The organism is Hyphococcus luteus (assembly GCF_002943565.1).
GTDB lineage: Bacteria > Pseudomonadota > Alphaproteobacteria > Caulobacterales > Parvularculaceae > Hyphococcus > Hyphococcus luteus.
In genome coordinates, this window is record NZ_PJCH01000015.1 from 637110 (window position 1) to 655776 (window position 18667).

General features: G+C 60.8%; 14 protein-coding genes. 9 read left to right on the plus strand and 5 right to left on the minus strand.

The window, feature by feature from the left end; genetic code table 11:
- Positions 1-9 precede the first annotated feature (9 nt).
- On the minus strand, positions 10-279 hold the full coding sequence (locus CW354_RS19020; RefSeq protein ID WP_104831637.1) for a hypothetical protein: 270 nt from the start codon (positions 277-279) through the stop codon (positions 10-12).
- Positions 280-734: 455 nt separating this feature from the next.
- Here CW354_RS19020 and CW354_RS19025 point away from each other — a divergent pair, with 455 nt between their 5' ends.
- From CW354_RS19025 to CW354_RS19045, 5 genes are all read left to right on the plus strand, one after another.
- On the plus strand, positions 735-3383 hold the full coding sequence (locus CW354_RS19025) for a helix-turn-helix transcriptional regulator (RefSeq protein WP_104831638.1): 2649 nt from the start codon (positions 735-737) through the stop codon (positions 3381-3383).
- Positions 3384-3643: 260 nt separating this feature from the next.
- Complete coding sequence (locus tag CW354_RS19030; RefSeq protein WP_165793837.1) at positions 3644-4756, plus strand: HlyD family secretion protein; 1113 nt, start codon at positions 3644-3646, stop codon at positions 4754-4756.
- Positions 4753-6351, plus strand: coding sequence for a DHA2 family efflux MFS transporter permease subunit (locus CW354_RS19035; protein WP_104831640.1), 1599 nt, complete (start codon positions 4753-4755; stop codon positions 6349-6351). The genes CW354_RS19030 and CW354_RS19035 overlap by 4 nt, the downstream gene beginning before the upstream one ends.
- The gene (locus CW354_RS19040) at positions 6351-6968 is read left to right on the plus strand and encodes a TetR/AcrR family transcriptional regulator (RefSeq protein ID WP_104831641.1); all 618 of its coding nucleotides are present in this window, start codon (positions 6351-6353) and stop codon (positions 6966-6968) included. The genes CW354_RS19035 and CW354_RS19040 overlap by 1 nt, the downstream gene beginning before the upstream one ends.
- A 114-nt stretch (positions 6969-7082) precedes the next feature.
- On the plus strand, positions 7083-8738 hold the full coding sequence (locus CW354_RS19045) for a YcxB family protein (RefSeq protein WP_104831642.1): 1656 nt from the start codon (positions 7083-7085) through the stop codon (positions 8736-8738).
- A 19-nt stretch (positions 8739-8757) separates the two neighbouring features.
- Here the strand turns inward: CW354_RS19045 and CW354_RS23555 are convergent, their stop codons facing one another.
- On the minus strand, positions 8758-8898 hold the full coding sequence (locus tag CW354_RS23555) for a hypothetical protein (RefSeq protein WP_165793838.1): 141 nt from the start codon (positions 8896-8898) through the stop codon (positions 8758-8760).
- A 178-nt stretch (positions 8899-9076) separates the two neighbouring features.
- Positions 9077-11350: a DNA topoisomerase IV subunit A gene (parC, locus tag CW354_RS19050; RefSeq protein ID WP_104831643.1), complete on the minus strand. Its 2274-nt coding sequence runs from the start codon at positions 11348-11350 to the stop codon at positions 9077-9079.
- A gap of 62 nt (positions 11351-11412) precedes the next feature.
- Here parC and CW354_RS19055 point away from each other — a divergent pair, with 62 nt between their 5' ends.
- Together CW354_RS19055 and CW354_RS19060 are read left to right on the plus strand one after the other, a co-directional pair.
- Positions 11413-12132 carry a hypothetical protein gene (locus tag CW354_RS19055; RefSeq protein WP_104831644.1) on the plus strand — a complete coding sequence of 240 codons (720 nt, stop codon included), beginning with the start codon at positions 11413-11415 and terminating at the stop codon, positions 12130-12132.
- Positions 12129-13085, plus strand: a complete 957-nt coding sequence (locus CW354_RS19060; protein ID WP_104831645.1) for a hypothetical protein — start codon at positions 12129-12131, stop codon at positions 13083-13085. Before CW354_RS19055 ends, CW354_RS19060 begins: the two co-directional genes overlap by 4 nt.
- 375 nt (positions 13086-13460) lie before the next feature.
- On the opposite strand, the gene CW354_RS19065 is transcribed toward CW354_RS19060, so the two are convergent.
- Positions 13461-15152: a M28 family metallopeptidase gene (locus CW354_RS19065; protein ID WP_104831646.1), complete on the minus strand. Its 1692-nt coding sequence runs from the start codon at positions 15150-15152 to the stop codon at positions 13461-13463.
- 114 nt (positions 15153-15266) lie between these two features.
- Positions 15267-16163, minus strand: a complete 897-nt coding sequence (locus tag CW354_RS19070) for a FliM/FliN family flagellar motor switch protein (protein WP_104831647.1) — start codon at positions 16161-16163, stop codon at positions 15267-15269.
- A gap of 141 nt (positions 16164-16304) precedes the next feature.
- On the opposite strand from CW354_RS19070, the gene CW354_RS19075 reads away from it, so the two are divergent.
- Both CW354_RS19075 and CW354_RS19080 read left to right on the plus strand, forming a co-directional pair.
- Positions 16305-17240 carry a flagellar motor protein MotB gene (locus CW354_RS19075; RefSeq protein WP_104831648.1) on the plus strand — a complete coding sequence of 312 codons (936 nt, stop codon included), beginning with the start codon at positions 16305-16307 and terminating at the stop codon, positions 17238-17240.
- A gap of 92 nt (positions 17241-17332) precedes the next feature.
- On the plus strand, positions 17333-18637 hold the full coding sequence (locus CW354_RS19080) for a flagellar hook protein FlgE (RefSeq protein ID WP_104831649.1): 1305 nt from the start codon (positions 17333-17335) through the stop codon (positions 18635-18637).
- The last annotated feature ends 30 nt before the right edge of the window (positions 18638-18667 follow it).

The following is an 18667-nucleotide window of genomic DNA, read 5'->3' on the forward strand; positions in this document are numbered from 1 at the left end:
CATGGAGCGTTAATTCCGAGCGATGTTTTCGAGCGAGTCCTGCGCGGAAACGGCGATGTCTTCCGCAATCCTTCTCATCTTCGATGCATCGCCATAACCGCCGGCCGACGCCGCAAGAAGCACTTCATTGCCAAGGTCGTCTGAAACCGGACTCGACGGCGCTATCAGCCGCAGATTCATCCAGATTGTGACCTTGTCTTCGGCTTTGAACGCATAGGCGCCGGCGTTCATATCCATACGGCCGTCATATGTCGCGTCTTGCGCGCCGAACGTCGGCACGATCGCTGCGGCGAAAGCGTTTTCGGAAAGCGTCGATGCCGCTTGCGCCGGCGATAGTCGAGTTTGCCTCTGCCCGGCCTCTCTGGTTTGCGCAGAGTCAACGGGCGCCCATGCGCCAATTACAGCTGCGCAAGCAACGCCCAATATTTGCTGAACACTTTCAACTAATCTTGAGCGCTGCCTGCGCATTTGCGACTCCCCCTGTACGGATAACTTCAACAATCACCGTGCTTCGTGTCGCAGTCTTCGTTCCGATAGTGAAACTAGCAATCGCCGCCAGTCTGCGCTTCCGTAGAAATACCTATTTTTTCGGAGCTTTACCTAATTTTGGCAAACAAGCGCCGCATTTCGCCTCGTTTGGCGCACAAAACCGGCAAAAGGGTTGCTGTTCTTTCCTCGCGAAATATACGTAGGATGCCTCTCGAAACAGCCCTCGATGCCACAGAGAATCCGTATTGCTCCTTGAACGCGAAGACTCCCTGGAAAGGTTTGGCTCTCTGCTCGCCAGCGCCGACAAAGGCCGCGGAGGGATCGCGCTTGTCGACGGCGAGGCCGGCATCGGCAAAACGTCGATGCTCGATGCGCTGCGCCGCCGCATCAATGACGACCATCCGGTGATCTGGGGCGGCTGCGATGCGCTTTTCACGCCGCGCCCGCTGGGACCGATCCAGGATATGGCGCGCTCGCTCGGCCCGCAGGTTCAAAAGCTGTTGTCGCAAGGCGCCAATTCGGCCGAACTCTTTTCAGCCGTTCTTTCGCATCTGGAAGCCTCGCCCAAAGCCGCCCTCCTCATTTTCGAAGACGTGCACTGGGCCGACCATGCAACGCTCGATTTCCTAAAATTTCTCGGGCGCCGCATCAGCATGCTCCCCGTCGTTCTGGTGATGAGCTATCGCGGCGATGAAGTGGACATTGATCATCCGTTCACGCAGGTTCTTGGCGATTTGCCGCCTGCCTATACAAACCGCATCGCGCTTAAACCCTTGAGCCTCGACGGCGTCAGGCGCATGGGCGTAGAGTTCGGCTCGCAATATACGCCTGACGAACTTTATGAGAGCACAGGCGGCAATCCTTTCTTTGTGCGCGAAATTCTGTCCTCTCATGACGGCGGCGCCGATGACATTCCCTCTTCCATCAAGGACGCCGTCAATACGCGCCTAAACCGGCTCGCCGATTTGGAAAGGGAGTTCCTGGAAACCATCAGCATCATTCCCGGCCCCGTCGACCCGCGGCTGTTGAAATCCCTGTTCGGCACGGAAGGAGAAATGCTGGCCATGGCGGCGCTGGGCCGCAATCTTCTCATCAAGGATATTAACGACGAACTGCGTTTTCGCCATGAACTGGCGCGGCTGGCGACTCTTGCGCGCCTTTCCGTCTCGAAACAAAAAAATATCCACGCCCGGGTGCTTGAAGCCATTCTCGATGCGGAGCCGGAGACGGCTTACGATCAGCTTGTGCATCACGCCGCCGGTGCCATCGACGCCAAGCGCGTGCTCGAATTCGCGCCGAAAGCGGCGGCGCGCGCCGCGACGGTCGGCGCCCACAGGGAGGCGGCGGCGCATCTCCTGACGGCGCTGCGTTTCATTGACGAAGCCGAGCCGGCGCAGGCGGCCGATCTTTACGAAAAGTGGGCCTATGAAGCCGGTCTTTCCCTGCAAATCGACGATGACGTGCTGGAGGCGCGACGGCACGCCATCACCCTCTGGCGCGCCCTTGGACGAACCGACAAGGTCGGCGAAAATTTACGCTGGCTGTCGCGCCTGCACTGGTATCGCGGCGAAGCGGCGAAGGCCGCGCATTTCGCCGATGAAGCCGTGCGCACGCTCGAAAGCGCCCCCGCCTCGGCGGAACGCGCCATGGCCTACAGCCTGCGCTCGCAGCTTCACATGCTGAACGATGAAATGGACGAAGCGATTGAATGGGGCAAGCGCGCCTTGGAGCTGGCTGAAAAGTTCAACGATGTGGAGGTCAAAATTCACGCCTTGAACAATGTCGGCACGGCCCGCATTTTCAGAGACGACAGTGAAGGCGTCAAACAGCTTGAAGAGAGCCAGGGGCTGGCGAATGAACACGCGTTTCATGAACATGCGGCGCGCGTCTACACCAATCTCGCCGAATACGGAGTCGAATTCAGAAATTTCGATCTCGCCGAGCGGACCATCGCTGACGGCATCGCTTTCGACACGCAGCATGACCTTGATGCATGGACGCACTACCTGGTCGGACGCCAGGCGCAACTGCGCATGGAGCAGGGCCGCCTGCAGGATGCGGAAACCATTGCGGCGGGCGTTCTGAAACTGGAGCGCCTGACCTTGTTGATGCGCTTGCCGGCGCTGATCGTGCTCGCCAAAACGCGCCTGCGCCTCGGAAAAGACGACGCCGAAGCCTTGCTGTCACAGGCCTTGCAGGACGCCATGGCGACAGAAGAGCCGCAATATATCATCCCCATACGCCTCGCCTTGATTGAATCGTCCTGGCTTCATGACAAACCTGCGCAGGCCCGCGAACATTTTGAAGCGCTTTACGCCATAGGCGGGGAAACCATGCATCCCTGGAGCGCCGGCGAGCTGATGTGCTGGGCGCGCCGTTTTGACGAGGAAACGCGTTCCGACGAATTTCCGTATCAGATCCCCTCGCCTTATAAGCGCGAACTTCACGGCGATTTTGAAAAGGCCGGCGATGAATGGATGAATCTGAAGGCGCCCTACGCGGCGGCGGTGGCCCTGGCGCATAGCAAAGGCGACGACGCGCCCGAAAGGCTTGCCCGCGCGATGAAGCTTCTCATCAAAATGAGCGCCGACGGCGCTATCGGCAAAGTTCAACGCCTGGCTGACGCCATCGGCGCTTCAAACAAAATGCCCCGGCCGCGGCGCGGCCCTTATAAGGCGGCGCGCAATCATCCTTTGGGACTGACCCGGCGCGAGCAGGAGATCCTCGCTTTGATCGCGAAAGGCGTGACCAATCGGGAAATCTCAGAAACCTTGTCGCGCTCGCAACGAACCGTGGAGCACCACGTCTCGTCGATTCTGACTAAGTTGAATGTGGAAAACCGCATGGAGGCGATGCTGCGCGTCCAGAACGAACCCTGGCTGATCGACGCCTGAATTCAGCGCCAGCGCGCCCCTCGCCGCCCATCCCTGGGCCGCCCCCAAAGCCGCCATTCCTCTAAATCCCGTCTTCGGGAGCCAGAATTCTATGCCCGTCTTTATGATTTTTCTTAATTTTTTCAGCATCTTAAAGATAATACTGTACTTCGCGCCGCCCCGCTTGCGCTGACCTGCAAGAAATGCTGGCGCCGGCAATCTATTTTTCATACTACTCAGTCCAGTATGATATTGAAAATCCGGTTTGCAGCGTAGCTCCCATGCGAAAAATCATCCTTGCCGCCTTTCTCGCCTTGTTCAGCGCCGCCGCGCTTTTCGCCGGCGCGCGCTGGGCGTTTCACGGGCGTTTCTTTCAGGAAACCGACAACGCCTATGTGAAAGCGGACGCCGTCACGGTGTCGGCGAAAATCGCCAACCGCATCGCCCGCGTCGCGGTCGAAGAGAACGCTTATGTGAACCAGGGCGATCCCCTCGTTCTTCTCGAAAACGAAGACTACGCCGCGGCGCGTCGTCAGGCGGAAGCGGAAGTCGCGGCGCGCAAAGCGGCGCTCGAGTCCATCCGGCAACAGATCACGCTCGCCGACGCAAAAATAGCCGACGCCGCCGCCGCCATAAAATCCGCCAAAGCGCAGCTGACCCTTAAACAGCTTGACCGCAAGCGCACGGCCGACCTTGCTGACCGCAACGTCGCCGCCCGCCAGAGCCTCGACCAGGCGAACGCCGGCGTTGAAAACTGGAGCGGAAAACTGGAAAGCGCCGAGGCGGCGCTGGACGCTGCAAAAGCCGCCGCGCTTGTCGCCCGCGCCCAGAAAGACGAGGCGCAAGCCGCTCTTAAAAAAGCCGACGCGCTCTATGAGACAGCCCTTCTGAACGAAGAAAATACTGTCGTGCGCGCCCCGCGCGACGGCGTCGTCGGCAACCTTGCGGCGCGCGACGGACAATTCGTCAGTCCCGGTCAGCGCCTTATGTCGCTCGTTCCCCTGAACGATGTTTACGTCGTTGCGAATTTCAAGGAAACGCAGATCGAAGGCATCTACCCCGGCGCAAAGGCGACGCTCGAACTCGACGCCTTTCCGGGCGAGGAAATCATCGGCGAGGTTGAAAACTTCTCCCCGGCGAGCGGCTCGGAATTCAGCCTCCTGCCCCCTGAAAACGCCACCGGCAATTTCGTCAAGATCGTACAGCGCGTGCCGATCCGCATTCGCATCACCGAGGCGCCGGAAAACGTGACGATCCTCCCCGGCCTTTCCGTCACCGCCTCGGTGGACACGCGCACGGGCGACCGCGAAGCGCCGGTGTTCTCGCCGCGGCGGCATATTGAGGAAAGTCCGCCGATCTCCGTCGCGCCGCAGGAAATGAATACGGCGGGATGAGCGCGGTCGGCGTCATGCAAGGGAGCGGCGGCGGAACATCGTCTTTCGCCGACCCGAATTATGTGAGCCTCGGCAAGCTCGCCGTCTTCGCCGTGATGGCGGCCGGCATGTTCATGGCGATCCTCGACATTCAGATCGTCGCCGCGTCGCTTTCCGAAATTCAGGCGGGTCTCGCCGCCAGCCCCGAAGAAGTGAGCTGGATCCAGACCTCTTACCTCATTGCCGAAGTGATCATGATCCCGATCTCCGGCTATCTCTCCCGGGCGCTTTCCACACGGATCATTTTCGTCGTCTCCGCAGGCGGCTTCACGCTGGCGAGCTTCGGCTGCGGCCTGTCCTGGAATATGGAGTCCCTGATCGTCATGCGCGCGATCCAGGGCTTTCTCGGCGGCGCCATGATTCCGACCGTGTTCGCCCTCTCCTTTTCGTCGTTTCCGCGCCATTACGCCGGACCGCTCTCCGCGACCATCGGCCTTATCGTCACCCTCGCCCCGACCATTGGCCCAACGGTCGGCGGCTATATCTCGGAACATCTTTCCTGGCACTGGCTTTTCTTTGTCAATCTCGTGCCGGGAACGATCATCACTTTCGTCACCTGGCTTTACGCTGATTTCGACGAGCCGGACTTATCGCTCTTGAAACGGTTCGATTTCAGCGCCTTCGCCCTGATGGCCGTCTCCCTCGCTCTCATCGAATATATTCTCGAAGAGGCGCCGGGCGAAGACTGGTTCGAAAGCCGGACCATCCTGTACCTGACGATCATCGCGGTCATCGCCGGCCTCGCCTTTTTCCGGCGCTCGCTGAAAAGCGCCAATCCGATTGTCGATCTGACGGCCTATGGCAATACGAATTTCAGCGCCGGCAGCCTTATCGCCTTTGTCATGGGGATCGCGCTTTTCGGCCTCGTTTATCTTCTGCCGCTCTTCCTTGCGCGGGTTCGCGGCTTCAGCGCGCTTCAGATCGGCGAGACGCTGTTCGTTACGGGAGCGGCGATGTTTATCGCAGCGCCGATCGCCGGCATGCTGTCGCGTAAAATGGACCCGCGCCTGATCGCGGGAACCGGCCTCGCCATCCTGACCGTCAGCACCTACGCCATGTCGAAAGTGACGTCGGAATGGGGCTTCTGGCAACTCTTCCTGCCGCAAATCGGCCGCGGCTTCGGCATCATGTGGGTCATGTCCGCCGTCAATGTCATTGCGCTCGGCACCTTGCCGCAGGACAAGTTGAAAGGCGCCAGCGGTCTTTACAATCTCATGCGCAATCTCGGCGGCGCGCTCGGTCTTGCGATCATCAACACCATTCTCACCGACCGCACGGTCTTTCATTTCCAGCGCCTCGCCGACTCGCTCGATCCAAGCCGTCCCATCGTCGCCGAAAGGCTCGCGGGAATTACGGCGCTGATGCATGAACAGGGCATGGCGGATCCTGAAAATTCCGCGCTGGCGCTCATGCAGCAACTGGTCCAGCGCGAAGCGGCGACGCTCGCTTTCGCGGACACCATCCGCCTGATCATGTTCGCCTGCGCGCTCACCATGCTGACGCTGCTCCTGGCGCGGGCGCCGAAACAGCCGCCGCCGGCGGCGGGAGGACATTGATGACCGCAGCGGTAAAACGCGGGCGCCGGCCCGATCCGGCGAAAAACGCCGCCATTCTCGACGCGGCGCATGCGCTGTTTCTTGAGCACGGTTATTCGGTATCGATCGACGATATCGCCGCGACGGCGGGCGTTTCAAAACAGACCGTTTATGCGCGCTTCGCCAGTAAAGAGGAATTGTTCGAAGCGGCTGTGCGCTCCGGCGCGGACGAGTTGATGGGCGCGATGTTTAAAGCCAGTCAGCATGCAAGCCTCGCCGAGGCGCTTACGGAACTTGGGCTGCGCTATCAGGACATCATTCTCGATCCCCGCCGGGTTTCGATGCAGCGCCTGCTGATCGCTCAGGCGCAGCAGTTTCCGGACCTTGCGCGCCGGTTTTTCGAAAACGGCCCAGGCTATGTGCATCAGCGCCTCGCCGAATATCTTGAGACCGAGTGCAAAAAAGGCCGTCTCGAAATCGACGACCCCGCCGAGGCCGCACAACAGTTTCTAGGGCTCGTCAAAGGCGCCGACCAGCTTGCCGCGCTCCTTGCTGCTGACGACGGCGGCAAAGCCAGAGGGCGCAAGGAAAAGATCAAACGCGCCGTCGACGCCTTTTTAAAAATTTATCGAACCTGAACACATGAGCCCCCGCGCGATTGCGCCGGTTTTAAGCAAATCCCACCCTTTTGTTTCACGGCTCGTTTGACGGTTGCAGGCTAGCTATGCAGCGTTTCCATAAGGAACGCCGCCTTGAGCATACGCGCCGATATAGACCCGCAGGACATCGCCAATCTTCAGCGCGACGTGAGAAAACGCATCACGCGGGCAAGCATGAGCCTTGCCGGAACCGCTGCTTTACTCGCCGCGCTTTTTTTCAGCGCCGGCTTCGCCGCCTGGCGCGCCTTCACTGAAATCGCCGAAAGCAGCGCGGCGCCGCTCGCCGCAAGCTTCGCGCAGCTTTTGCGCGCGCCGACGCCGGACTTCATCACGTTCGTTATTTCCATCGCAGTCATGGCGTTTTCAATCATCGCCGCTGTCGGCGTTTACAAGGCGCGGCGCGCGCTCGACAAAGCGAAACGCCAGGCGCGCCTGAAAAACGGCCTCACCATCGGACGCTTCGACTATCAGTTCACCGAAAATTTTCTCGTTATCAAAAGCCCCATGGCGCTTAAGAAAGTCGCCTGGTCGGCGATCGACCGCATCGAAAATGCGAAAACGAATCTTATCTTCTGGAAATATGACGGATCTTTCGAATTCCTGCCGAAAAACGTCATCAAGCAAAAAGACCTTCTGGAAACGCTGTTGAAGAACCATGGCGCGGCGATCAAAAGCAATCTGTCATTCGACGAAGCGGTGCACGCCAAGCCGCTCAGCGTCAGCTTTGAATGCTTTCCGGAAGATCTCGCCGAATATCGCGCCCATTATCACCGCCAGCGCGAAGGCGTCACGAGCCTCTTGCGCGGCTTCGCGCAGTGGCGTCCGTGGCCCGCCTTTTTGTTTCTCGTTTTCGCCGGTCTGGCCGCAGCAGCGCTTTATACGGCCTTCCGCGCGTTCGACCTTGCGGCCGCCGCGATCGGTTTCGCCGCCGCCTTCGCAGCCGCCGGCGTCTTCATCGCCAATGCGCGGTTTTTCCGCGGGCCCGCTCATCCTTTGCGCAAAGACAAAAAATGGCCTTTCGCGCAAACGGAAATAACGGTCGTCACCCTTTCCAAAAGCGGGCTCTTTATCAGCCGCAACGGCGTCACCGAAGCGGTCGAATGGCAGGGCGTCCAGCAATTTCTCGAATGCCGCCTTACGTCCTATCTCGTGATCATGGCGGATTACGCCGTGCCCCTGCCGAAGCGGATTTTCCTCAACGCCGAACATTACCGGGCGTTTTCAAGTTTTGCGAAGGCGCGTCTTTCAGAAGCCTCGCGCGTGCGCGCCGAGCATAAACAACAACGGCTGATGAGCAGCCTTCACGGCAATCAGGGAAGCAAACAGGCGCAGGCGAAAGCCGCGCCCGCCCCAAAAGCCGGCGCTGGGCGAAAACCTGTTGTGCAAAAACAGCCGGCTCAACAACAACCGGTCAGGAAGCCGCAAACCCAAACTGCGCGCGTTCAAAAGCAGGCCGCACAAAAACAGATCGTTCAAAAACCGGGAGCAAAGCCCGGCCCGGCGGCGAATGCGCCAAAACCCCAGGCGAAAGCGCCTGCGCAACAGGCACAGCCGCAACCCAAACCGGCTGCGCCCGCAGCGAAAAAACAGCCCCCTCAAGCACAGCAGACCCAAGCAAGACAGGCGCCGCCGAAAGCCATGAACGGACAGGCCGTAAATGAAAAAGTCGCGCCGTTAAACGCCGGGCAGGTGCAAACAAAGACCAAACCGGCGGCGGTGAAAGCGCGGCAGCAGGCGGCGAACGGCTAAGCCCGCCAGCGAGCCGAAATTATTGCGCCGCGTCCGCCGGCGCGGGAGCAGCCGCATGACCGGGCGACGGGATGATGTGGTGCGCGATCGCATATTCGGTCATCACCATGCCGACGACCAGCGCGATGAGGATGGCGGCGCCAACTCGATTTCTCGTCATTATTGTCTCCTTGAGGTGCAGCGGATGTTGACGCCGCTGCGCGATGCGGAATCAATTCCGCCGAGCCAAGCTTCATTGCGCCGCAGCAATTCTCCAAGAGGAATTTTGACGCACCCGAAGGTTCGACCGAAAACGCCAAGGCCTCGCAATAATCGTTTCCACCAAGACGATTTACTGCTTACGCCCCAAACTTCTTCGATGTGGGAAAGCCTTTCGGCGCGATGCGCCCGGCCTGAGCGCGCTTGCCGAGATAAGGCTTCCAGTCTTCGACGGTTTGCGTGCGGCCCGAGCGGTCGGTCCAGGTGAGCCCTTCCTTTTTCGAAAACAGCTTGGCGTCGGAAAGCCCGCCATCGTGATATTTCTGCAGGACGACGCCCTTGCCGCGGGTCATTTCCGGCAACTCGTCGGCGGGAAAGACGAGGAATTTCTTGTTGTCGCCGACGACGGCGACCATGTCGTCCTTCTTGATTTCATCCGGTGCGGGGCGGCAGACCGCGGCTTCCGCGCCCGCCGGCACGTTCAAGACCTGTTTGCCCTTGCGCGTGTTCGAAAGACACTCGTCCTCCGGCGCGATGAAACCGTGGCCCGACGACGAGGCGACGAGGAATTTCCGCCCGCCTTCGTAAAGAAAAGCCGAGACCACCGCGTCGTCATTGCCCATATCGACCATGAGGCGGATCGGCTCGCCATGGCCGCGCCCGCCGGGCAGACCCGCCACATCGAGGGAGTAGAATTTCCCATTGGTGGCGAAGAGCATCAGCTTGTCATTGGTCTGGGCATGCACGACGAAGCCTTCGCGGTCGCCTTCCTTGTATTTGATGGACTTGGCGTCCTCGACGTGCCCCTTCATCGTCCGCACCCAGCCTTTTTCGGAAACGACCACGGTGACCGGCTCTTTTTCAACGAGAACATCAAGGTCGATGTCTTCGATCTCCGGCGCGCCGGCGATGTCAGTGCGCCGCCGCCCGAGCGCCGATTTCGGATCGAACGTCTTTTTGACGTCTTTCAGCTCGTCGGCGATTTTCGCCCATTGCTTTTCGTCGGACTTCATCAGCGCCTTCAACGCCTTCTGTTCGGCCTTCAGATCCTTGTGCTCGGTCTTAATCTCCATTTCCTCAAGCTTGCGCAAAGACCGGAGGCGCATATTGAGGATCGCCTCGGTCTGCGTTTCCGAAAGCTTGAAGGTCTTCATCAATTCCGCTTTGGGGTCGTCCTCATAGCGGATGATGCGGATCACCTCGTCGAGATTGAGATAGGCGATGAGGAAGCCGTCGAGAATTTCGAGCCGCTTTTCGATCTTGTCGAGGCGGTATCTTGTGCGCCGCTGCAGGACTTCCTTGCGGTGATCGAGATAGGACTGCAACACTTCGCGCAGCCCCATGACGCGCGGGGCGCCGTCGGCGCCGAGGACGTTCATGTTGAGCGACATGCGCGATTCAAGGTCCGTCGCCTTAAACAGCGACTCCATCAGCGCCGCCGGTTCGATATTGCCGGATTTCGGCTCGAGGATGAGGCGGATGTCTTCGGCGCTTTCATCGCGAATATCGGCGAGCGCCGGGAGCTTTCTCGCCTGCATCATCTCGGCGATCTTTTCGATCAGCTTCGACTTTTGCACCTGGTAAGGGATTTCAGTGACGACGATCTGATATTTGCCGCGGCCGAGATCTTCCGTCTCCCAGCGCGCGCGCAAACGGAAGCCGCCGCGGCCCGTCGCATAGGCTTCCTCCATGGAGGCCGCATCCTCGATGCACACGCCGCCCGTCGGAAAGTCCGGGCCCTTCACATATTTGAGCAGCGTTTCGGTGCGCGCATTCGGCGTCTTGATGAGATGCAAGCTCGCGTCGATGAGCTCGGCCACATTGTGCGGCGGAATCGAGGTCGCCATGCCGACCGCAATGCCGTTGGCGCCGTTCGCCAAAAGATTCGGGAACGCCGCTGGCAGCACCGACGGCTCCTTGCCTTCGCCGTCATAGGTTTCGCGGAAATCGACCGTGTCTTCGTCGATGCCGTCGAGCAGCAATTGCGCGGCTTCGGTGAGACGGCTTTCAGTGTAGCGCATGGCCGCGGCGTTATCGCCGTCGATATTGCCGAAATTCCCCTGCCCGTCGACCAGCGGCACGCGCACGGAGAAATCCTGAACGAGGCGCACCATGGCGTCATAGATCGCCTGGTCGCCATGAGGGTGGAAATTGCCCATCACCTCGCCGACGACCTTCGCCGATTTCTTGAAACCGCCCGCGGGGTTCAGCTTCATCTGGCGCATGGCGTAAAGAATGCGCCTGTGAACCGGCTTCAGCCCGTCGCGCACGTCGGGGAGCGCCCGCGAGGTGATGGTCGAGAGCGCATAGGCGAGATAACGCTGGGACAAGGCCTCGTCGAAGGGCTCGAGGAAAATCTCCTCAGGCTTGGGCGGCTTTTGCGTTTTGGCGGTTTTGGTCTTGGACTTGCTCATAGCCCCGTCTCTAGCAGAGTCTGCGGCTCCCGCCAGCCTGTTGAGCCCCTCCGGCGCATTCCATGGTTTTCCACAGCGGCGCATTCGGCTATCCCGCTTTCATGCTCGCCTTTCTCGCCGATCTTTTCGCCTTTCCGCTGCTGGTCCTCGAGCTGGCCGGGGGCGCGCTCGGCTTTTCGGCTGAGGCCTTCGCCCGGGCGGCCGCCTCCGGCGAGGCGCAGACGGCGGCGCTCGTTATCGCATTTCTCGCCGGGGTGTCGGAAATGCTCGGCCAGTCGGTCATTCTCGTCATCAACCGCGTGGCGCTCTACCGGTTCCTTGCAAGCCTCGCCTTCACCGGCGCGTCTTATGTGCTGACGGCGCTCGCCTGGGCGCTTTTCGCCATCGCCGTTTCGCCGCTCACCCGGCTCGGCGTCCTCACGCCGAACGAAATCGCCGGGGTGGTCGGCGTCGTCTCGCTTGCTTTCGCGCCGCGGCTTTTCGGCGTTTTTTCCATCGCGCCCTATTTCGGCCTCGCCCTCGGCCATGTCCTCGAAGCCTGGGCCATGGTGCTCGCGGTCTTCGGCCTTCACGCCGGCTTCGGCCTGCCGCTCGCCGCCGCGCTTTTCTGCGGCGGCGCGGGCTGGGCGGTCTCTTATGTCGTGCGCGCCTATCTCGGTCATCTGCTCGCGAAACCTTTGGGCCGCGTGCGCGTGCTCGTCTCGGGCTCGCCCCTCGACAAGACGCCGCAACAGATCATCGACGACATGACGCGCCGGCTGAAGCCCGGGAGCAAAGCATGATCACCGACGTGCTTGTCTCGGGGCTCCTGCTCGGCCTCTTCGTTCTGACGCTGACGGCGGCGCTGTCGCCGCTCGAAACCCTCTCCTGGTGGGCGGGCTGGACCGAAGACGAGCTTGGCGACGAGGCGGGCCCGGCGGCGGACGCGCCGGATCGTCACACGCATTACATTGTCTACCTTTCCGGCGTCGCCTCGATCTCCGGCAAGTTCCTCTTGCCGCGGGAAAAGGCGTTCATCCGCAAACTGCAAAAGCGGTTTCCGGACGCGGTCATTGTCAGCGACGTCTTTCCCTATTCCCCGAGCGGCCAGCCGCTGCTCGCCTCGCCGCGGCTTTTCGAACAGCTCTGGCGGCGGGTCCAGTTCCTGCGCATGCACGGGCGGGCGAAGTTTCTTTACCGGCTGATCAATTTCCGCAACATCTTCCAGGTCATGGTCTCCGCCGATCACCGCTACGGCCCCATTTTCAACCAAGGCGCGGCGAACGTTATCGAAACAGCGCTTTTGAAAAACGACTATGCGCGGGGCGCCGGCGCGCCCATCACCGTCATCGCCTATTCCGGCGCGGCGCAGGTCGCGGTCGGGGCGGCGCCGTTCCTCGCCGCACGCCTCGGCGCGCCCGTCGACGTCATCTCCGTCGGCGGCGTGCTCGCCTCCGATCCGGGGCTGAAATATGTGCGCAAGCTGCACCACATCGTGGGAAGCCTCGATAATGTGGAGCGCTTCGGCGCGCTCATGTTTCCCGACCGCTGGACCGCCGCCGCCTATTCCGACTGGAATGCGGCCAGACGCGAAGGACGCATCGACATCCATCCCCTCGACGGCATGACGCATACGGGGATCAACGGCTATTTCGGCCGCCTGCACAAAAAGGGCGCCCCCTCCAACACCGAACGCACGCTCGACGAAATCGCGTCGCTGATCGACGACGACGGCGGCGTGAAACAATTTGCGTAAACCGCTTGCCGCGTTTCTTTTTTTCGGCGTCTTTGCTGGCTTTCGGGCCGATTTGGCGCCATTTGCGGTAAATTGTTCCACGCGATTTTCTGCTCCTTCCTCTCGCTGTCATCCCGGGGCGGCGGCGCCGGCAGGCGAACCCGGAAACCATGACGCGCCATCAACGCAAAAATCATGGATCGCGCATCAGCACAGCAACGCTTCGCGTTGCAGCGCGCGCGATGACAGCAAAGAGAACTATAAAGCCGTCTTGAAACCCGTGGATAACTACGCACCGAAAGCGGGTTTCAGCGAAGAATTCATCATGGAAGATGTAAACCCCGCAGGCGCGATCAACCTGGCGTTGCGCGCCCGCGGGGAGAGATATGGCGGCGCTTATTCCGTCGCCATCTGCGCGTCGCGCAGAGCGCGGAACTCGTTCCCTTCATACCAGTTCGGCCAGATATCCGTATACGCCATATCGGCGCCGACTTCCGTAAGAATATTGAAGGTGTTGAGGATGCCTTCAAAGTTCCAGTCTTCGGAATATTCATCCGACGGCTTGTGATAGCGGTTGGTCACGTAATCTTCGGCGAGCGCGCGCCCCGCCTCCTCGCCGCCCTCGACGAGATCGACGCCGCTGTCGGCGTAGAGCATCGGCACGCCTTTCTTGGCGAGCGAAATATGGTCGGAGCGGTAGAAATAGCCCTTCTCCGGCTCGGCGTCGGGTCTTAGATACATGCCGCGCTTGTCGGCCGCCTTCTTCAGGAGGTCTTCAAGCTCCGAGGCGCCGTACCCGATGACGATGATGTCTTTGGCCGCCGGCGACGGCAAAAGCGCGTCGATATTGATCCCGCCGACGATCTCGGAATACGGCACGAGCGGATCTTCGCCGAAATAGGCCGAGCCCAGAAGCCCCGACTCTTCCGCCGTCACCGCGAGGAACATGATCGAGCGCTTCGGCTTCGGCGTCGAGTTCATGAAGGCCTCGGCGATGGACAAAATGCCCGCCGCGCCGGTGGCGTTGTCGACGGCGCCGTTCCAGATATTGTCGCCGTTTTCATCGGGCGCGCCGACGCCGTTATGGTCCCAATGGCCCATATAGAGGACATATTCTTCCGGATGTTCGGTTCCCGGAATGACGCCGGCGACATTCGCCGAATTCGAACGGCGGATCGTGTTTTTGAGCGTTCCCGAGGCCTTGAGCCCTTCCATGGGGATCGCTTCAAAACCGCTCTCATGGGCGGACGCCGCCGCCTCATCGAAATCGAGCCCGGCCTCAGCGAAAAGATCGCGCGCGGTTTGTTCCTGGATCCAGCCTTCGAGGGCGACGCGTCCGGCGCCGCCGTCGGGGCGCTCAAGATCGAGTTGCGGTCCGGCCCAGCTTCCCTCGACGACGCCCCAGCCGTAAGCGGCGGGCGCGGTCTGGTGGACGACCAGCGCGGCGGCCGCGCCCTGGCGCGCCGCCTCTTCATATTTATAAGTCCAGCGGCCGTAATAGGTCATGGCGCGGCCGTTGAAGAGTTCCGGGTCTTCGGTTGCGTAACCCGGATCGTTGACCAGAATGATCACGGTCTTGCCTTCGACATCGAGGCCTTCGTAATCGTTCCAGCCATATTCCGGCGCGACGACGCCATAGCCGACAAAGACGACGTCGCTGTCTTCGAAGGAGACATCTTCTTTGACGCGCTTCGTCCAGTACATCGCCTCCGGCCCATATTCGAGCGTCTCGCCATTGATCGAAAGGCTTGAGGCTTCCGGGTCGACCGTCAGTTCGACGAGCGGCACTTCCTGTTCGTAAGAATCGCCATTGCCGGGCTCGAGGCCGATCTCTTTCATTTCCGAGATCAGATATTCCCGGGTCTTCATGCCGCCTTCGGTCGCCGGCGCGCGGCCTTCAAATTCGTCGGAGGCTAGCGTTGCAATGCGTTCGCGCAAATCCGCTTCGTCGATCGGCGCGATCTGCACGTCGCCGCTTTCGGCGGCGGGTTCTTCTTGGGACGGCGCCGGCGCCTCGCTCTTTTGCCCGCAGGCGGCGAGTGCAAAGACGGCGAGCGCCGCGCATGCGGCGGTAGGACGGAAAATCATGGAAAAACACCCTCTGACTGGAATCGTTGCGGAGGACTTTGCCCGGCCCCGCCGTGATCGTCAAACAGGAGTGTTTTCAAAGGCTTGAATGCACGCCCGGCGGAGAACGGACGGCTAATAGGCGATCGAGCCGATTTTCAGCGCACGCGCGCCGTCGCGATTGCCGAGCGCGCCGGCAAGTTCGAGCTTCGATTGCGTTTGCAGGACGGGCCGGACTTTCACGTCATCGATCGTCGCCATGCCGAGATTGACGACCTGGCCGGGCTGCAAGTTCATCAACAGGCCGAGGGGAATGTCCTGCTCCGCCAGCGAAGTGCGCATCTCGACGGGCGACATCGCCGCAAGCTTCATGAGGTCGCGTTTCCACTTCTCTTCAGCGAGCGGAATGGTCTTTGCGTAATAATCGCGCATGGCGACGGTCAGCTTCTCCGCCGCGAACACCCGGATGCTTCCGAGCGCTTCTGCTTCCAGCGTCTCCACGTCATAGCGCGCGCAAACGACTTTCTGGTCGTCGCCGGCGAAGTCGAAACGGCGCGGATCGTCGCCGCTGGCGATCAGCTCCACCCCGCCTTTGACGACGCCGGTCTTGTCGTCCTTTTCGAAAATCAGTTCCGCCGTGCGGATCGCGAGACGTTTGGCGAGGCGCCGGTCGATGGCGCTGACCGTTTCCGGTTTGGGATCGGGAAGCTCCCGCGTTTCCGACAAGGACCAGCCCGCCGCGCGCAGCGACGTGTCCGCGTCAAGGACGACGACGAAATCCCCGCCCGAGATATGCCGGAAATGATAAATCGCGGAGGCGGACGCATAAGGCGCGAGCGCTTCTCCCAAAGCCGCGAAAGACGGCGCGTCGCCGCCGCCGAGCTGGCATTTCTCGCCGAAATATTCCGTAAAGGCGCCGACGCCGGCCCCGCCCATGCGCTCCGACAGATCGGCGACCAGATGCAGCGGGCCCGGATCGCGTCCGGCCGCGGCCATTTTGCGTTTGATGATGGTGTTCTTTTCGTCGCTCATGCGCGCCCGGTTTCACGAAGTGTGGTCTGCAATCATTAGGGCCATCTCAACCATGAATAGCTATAAATTGCGTAAACGCGTAAAACCCGCGGAAAGGTGTTTCGGTTAACCAACTGATATCGATGCAAGCGGGCGGGATAAATGGCTGGCCGGGGCAAAGGCGAAGCGCCGATCATCATCAAGAAAAAGAAGGTGATCGCAGGCGGCGGCCATCATGGCGGCGCCTGGAAAGTCGCCTATGCCGACTTCGTCACCGCAATGATGGCCTTCTTCCTGTTGATGTGGCTGTTGAACGCCACCACGGAAGACCAGCGCAAGGGCCTTGCCGACTATTTCAACCCGTCGATCCCGATCAGCCGGATTTCCGGCGGCGGCAACGGGGCGCTTAACGGCGAGTCGGTCTTTTCCGAAGACAGCGCCGTGTCGAACCGGGCGGGATCCGATAACGAGTTTCCCAAAAGCAAAGTCCTCGAAAAGGACGGCGACAGCGACGAATTCGACCTCAACGGCGCCCATGAAGGCCGCGGCATGGATGACGAACTCGGCGCTGGCGACGGCGCGGACGAACGCGCGCGCTTTGCGAAAATGATCGCGGAGGAAGCCGGCGGCGGCCCCGCCGATCTTGCGGACGTCCAAAACCGGATCGACGCCGAAACGGTCGGCGCGCTCGAGGACAAACTGGCCGAGCACATCCACACCCGCATGACGCCCGACGGCCTTGTCATCGAACTTGTGGATGCGGACGGCGAGCCGCTTTACAATCTCGGCTCGTCAACCCCCTCGCAGCTGCTGCACGATCTGATCGAAGTCGTCGGACCGGTCCTCGCCACCGTCTCGAACGACATGGCGATTGTCGGCCACACGGACGCCAAGCCCTTCTCCGCCAGCGCCGATTACACGAACTGGGAATTGTCCACGGACCGCGCGCTCGCCGCGCGCCGCCTTCTCATCGCCAACGGCATTACAGGTAAACAAATCGTTCAGGTCACCGGCAAGGCGGCGACCGAACCGTTCGCCGACGATCCGCTCGCGCCGCAGAACCGGCGCATCGCCATAACGCTGCTGACGCGAAAATAACTTTAAAAGCCTCTGTTCTATTAGGGCTTCTTTAAACGGCTTGGCGATAAAATCGACAATAGTAATAAAATTTTTTCCGACTGGAGATCGACATGGGGATTTCGTCATCGCTTAACGCCGGGGTTATGGGGCTCGCCGTCAACGCCGTTAAGCTCGGCACCATTTCCGACAATATCGCGAACTCGCAAACCAACGGCTACAAGCGCGCCGAAACGCAATTCGCGGACATGGTTCTCGCCCAGACGAATGGCGATTATTCCGCAGGCGGCGTGCGCGCGCTGACTTATCGCGACGCAGGCGCGAAAAGCTCTCTGATCTCAACGAGCAGCTCTACGGATATTTCCGTAGACGGCCAGGGCATGCTTCCGGTTACGGATGTCGGAAGCATCGGCGCCGGCGCCGGCGACCGTTCGCTCATGCTCACCTCCACCGGGTCTTTCTATACGGACGAGCAAGGCTATCTGCGCACGAAAAGCGGCCTTTACCTGATGGGCTGGCCGGCGGATGTGAACGGCAATGTGCAATCGCCGCCGCGCGATTCATCAACCGGGCTCGAGCCTGTGCGCGTCAATCTCAATCAGAACGCAGCCTCGCCGACCCAGAACATCACGCTGGGCGTCAACCTGCCCGCGACGGAAACCGAAGCGGGCGCGGCGGGCACGCCTTACGATCTGCCGATTGAATATTACGACACGCTCGGCCGCTCGCAGACGCTCAATCTGGAATTCACCCCGACCGTGCCGGCAAGCGGCGCGTCGAACGAATGGAGCGTGGATGTCTATGACGACGCCACGGACCCGCTGACGCCGATTGCAACTTTCACCGTCACCTTTGACGATACGGCCGGATCGGGCGGCTCCATCGCTTCGGTCACCGCCGGCGCCGGCGCGACATACGACGCCGGGACCGGCAACCTCACCGTCGCGGCGGCGACGCAGGACATCAATCTCTTCGTCGGCAACAACACCGAGCCCTCGCCGCTGACCCAGCTTTCCAACAGCTTCTCGCCGCTTTCGGTCAGCAAGGACGGCGCGCCGATCGGCAAGCTCAACTCAATCGAGATCAACGATCGCGGTTTTCTGGAGTCTGTTTACGACACCGGCTTCCGCCGCACGATCTATCAGATCCCGGTCGCGGACGTGCCGAACTATTCCGGCCTCGCCGCCAAGGGCAACGCCGCCTTCTCGATCACGCAAGAGTCCGGCGATGTTTATTTCTGGGACGCCGGCGACGGCCCTGTGGGAACAACCTCGGGCTATTCGCTTGCGGAATCGACCACCGATATCGCGTCGGAATTGACGGACCTCATCCAGACGCAGCGCGCCTATTCATCGAACGCCAAGATCATCCAGACGGTCGATGAAATGCTTCAGGAAACCACGGACATCATCAGGTAAGCGCGCCGGCGAGGCGTAGGCACGAGGGGC

Excerpts from the sequence above, each read along its gene's own strand:
- CW354_RS19030 (WP_165793837.1), top strand. The coding sequence starts at position 3,644 with ATGCGAAAAATCATCCTTGCCGCCTTTCTCGCCTTGTTCAGCGCCGCC.
- CW354_RS19035 (WP_104831640.1), top strand. The coding sequence starts at position 4,753 with ATGAGCGCGGTCGGCGTCATGCAAGGGAGCGGCGGCGGAACATCGTCT.
- CW354_RS19040 (WP_104831641.1), top strand. The coding sequence starts at position 6,351 with ATGACCGCAGCGGTAAAACGCGGGCGCCGGCCCGATCCGGCGAAAAAC.
- CW354_RS23555 (WP_165793838.1), bottom strand. The coding sequence starts at position 8,898 with ATGACGAGAAATCGAGTTGGCGCCGCCATCCTCATCGCGCTGGTCGTC.
- parC (WP_104831643.1), bottom strand. The coding sequence starts at position 11,350 with ATGAGCAAGTCCAAGACCAAAACCGCCAAAACGCAAAAGCCGCCCAAG.
- CW354_RS19055 (WP_104831644.1), top strand. The coding sequence starts at position 11,413 with ATGGTTTTCCACAGCGGCGCATTCGGCTATCCCGCTTTCATGCTCGCC.
- CW354_RS19060 (WP_104831645.1), top strand. The coding sequence starts at position 12,129 with ATGATCACCGACGTGCTTGTCTCGGGGCTCCTGCTCGGCCTCTTCGTT.
- CW354_RS19065 (WP_104831646.1), bottom strand. The coding sequence starts at position 15,152 with ATGATTTTCCGTCCTACCGCCGCATGCGCGGCGCTCGCCGTCTTTGCA.
- CW354_RS19070 (WP_104831647.1), bottom strand. The coding sequence starts at position 16,163 with ATGAGCGACGAAAAGAACACCATCATCAAACGCAAAATGGCCGCGGCC.
- CW354_RS19075 (WP_104831648.1), top strand. The coding sequence starts at position 16,305 with ATGGCTGGCCGGGGCAAAGGCGAAGCGCCGATCATCATCAAGAAAAAG.
- CW354_RS19080 (WP_104831649.1), top strand. The coding sequence starts at position 17,333 with ATGGGGATTTCGTCATCGCTTAACGCCGGGGTTATGGGGCTCGCCGTC.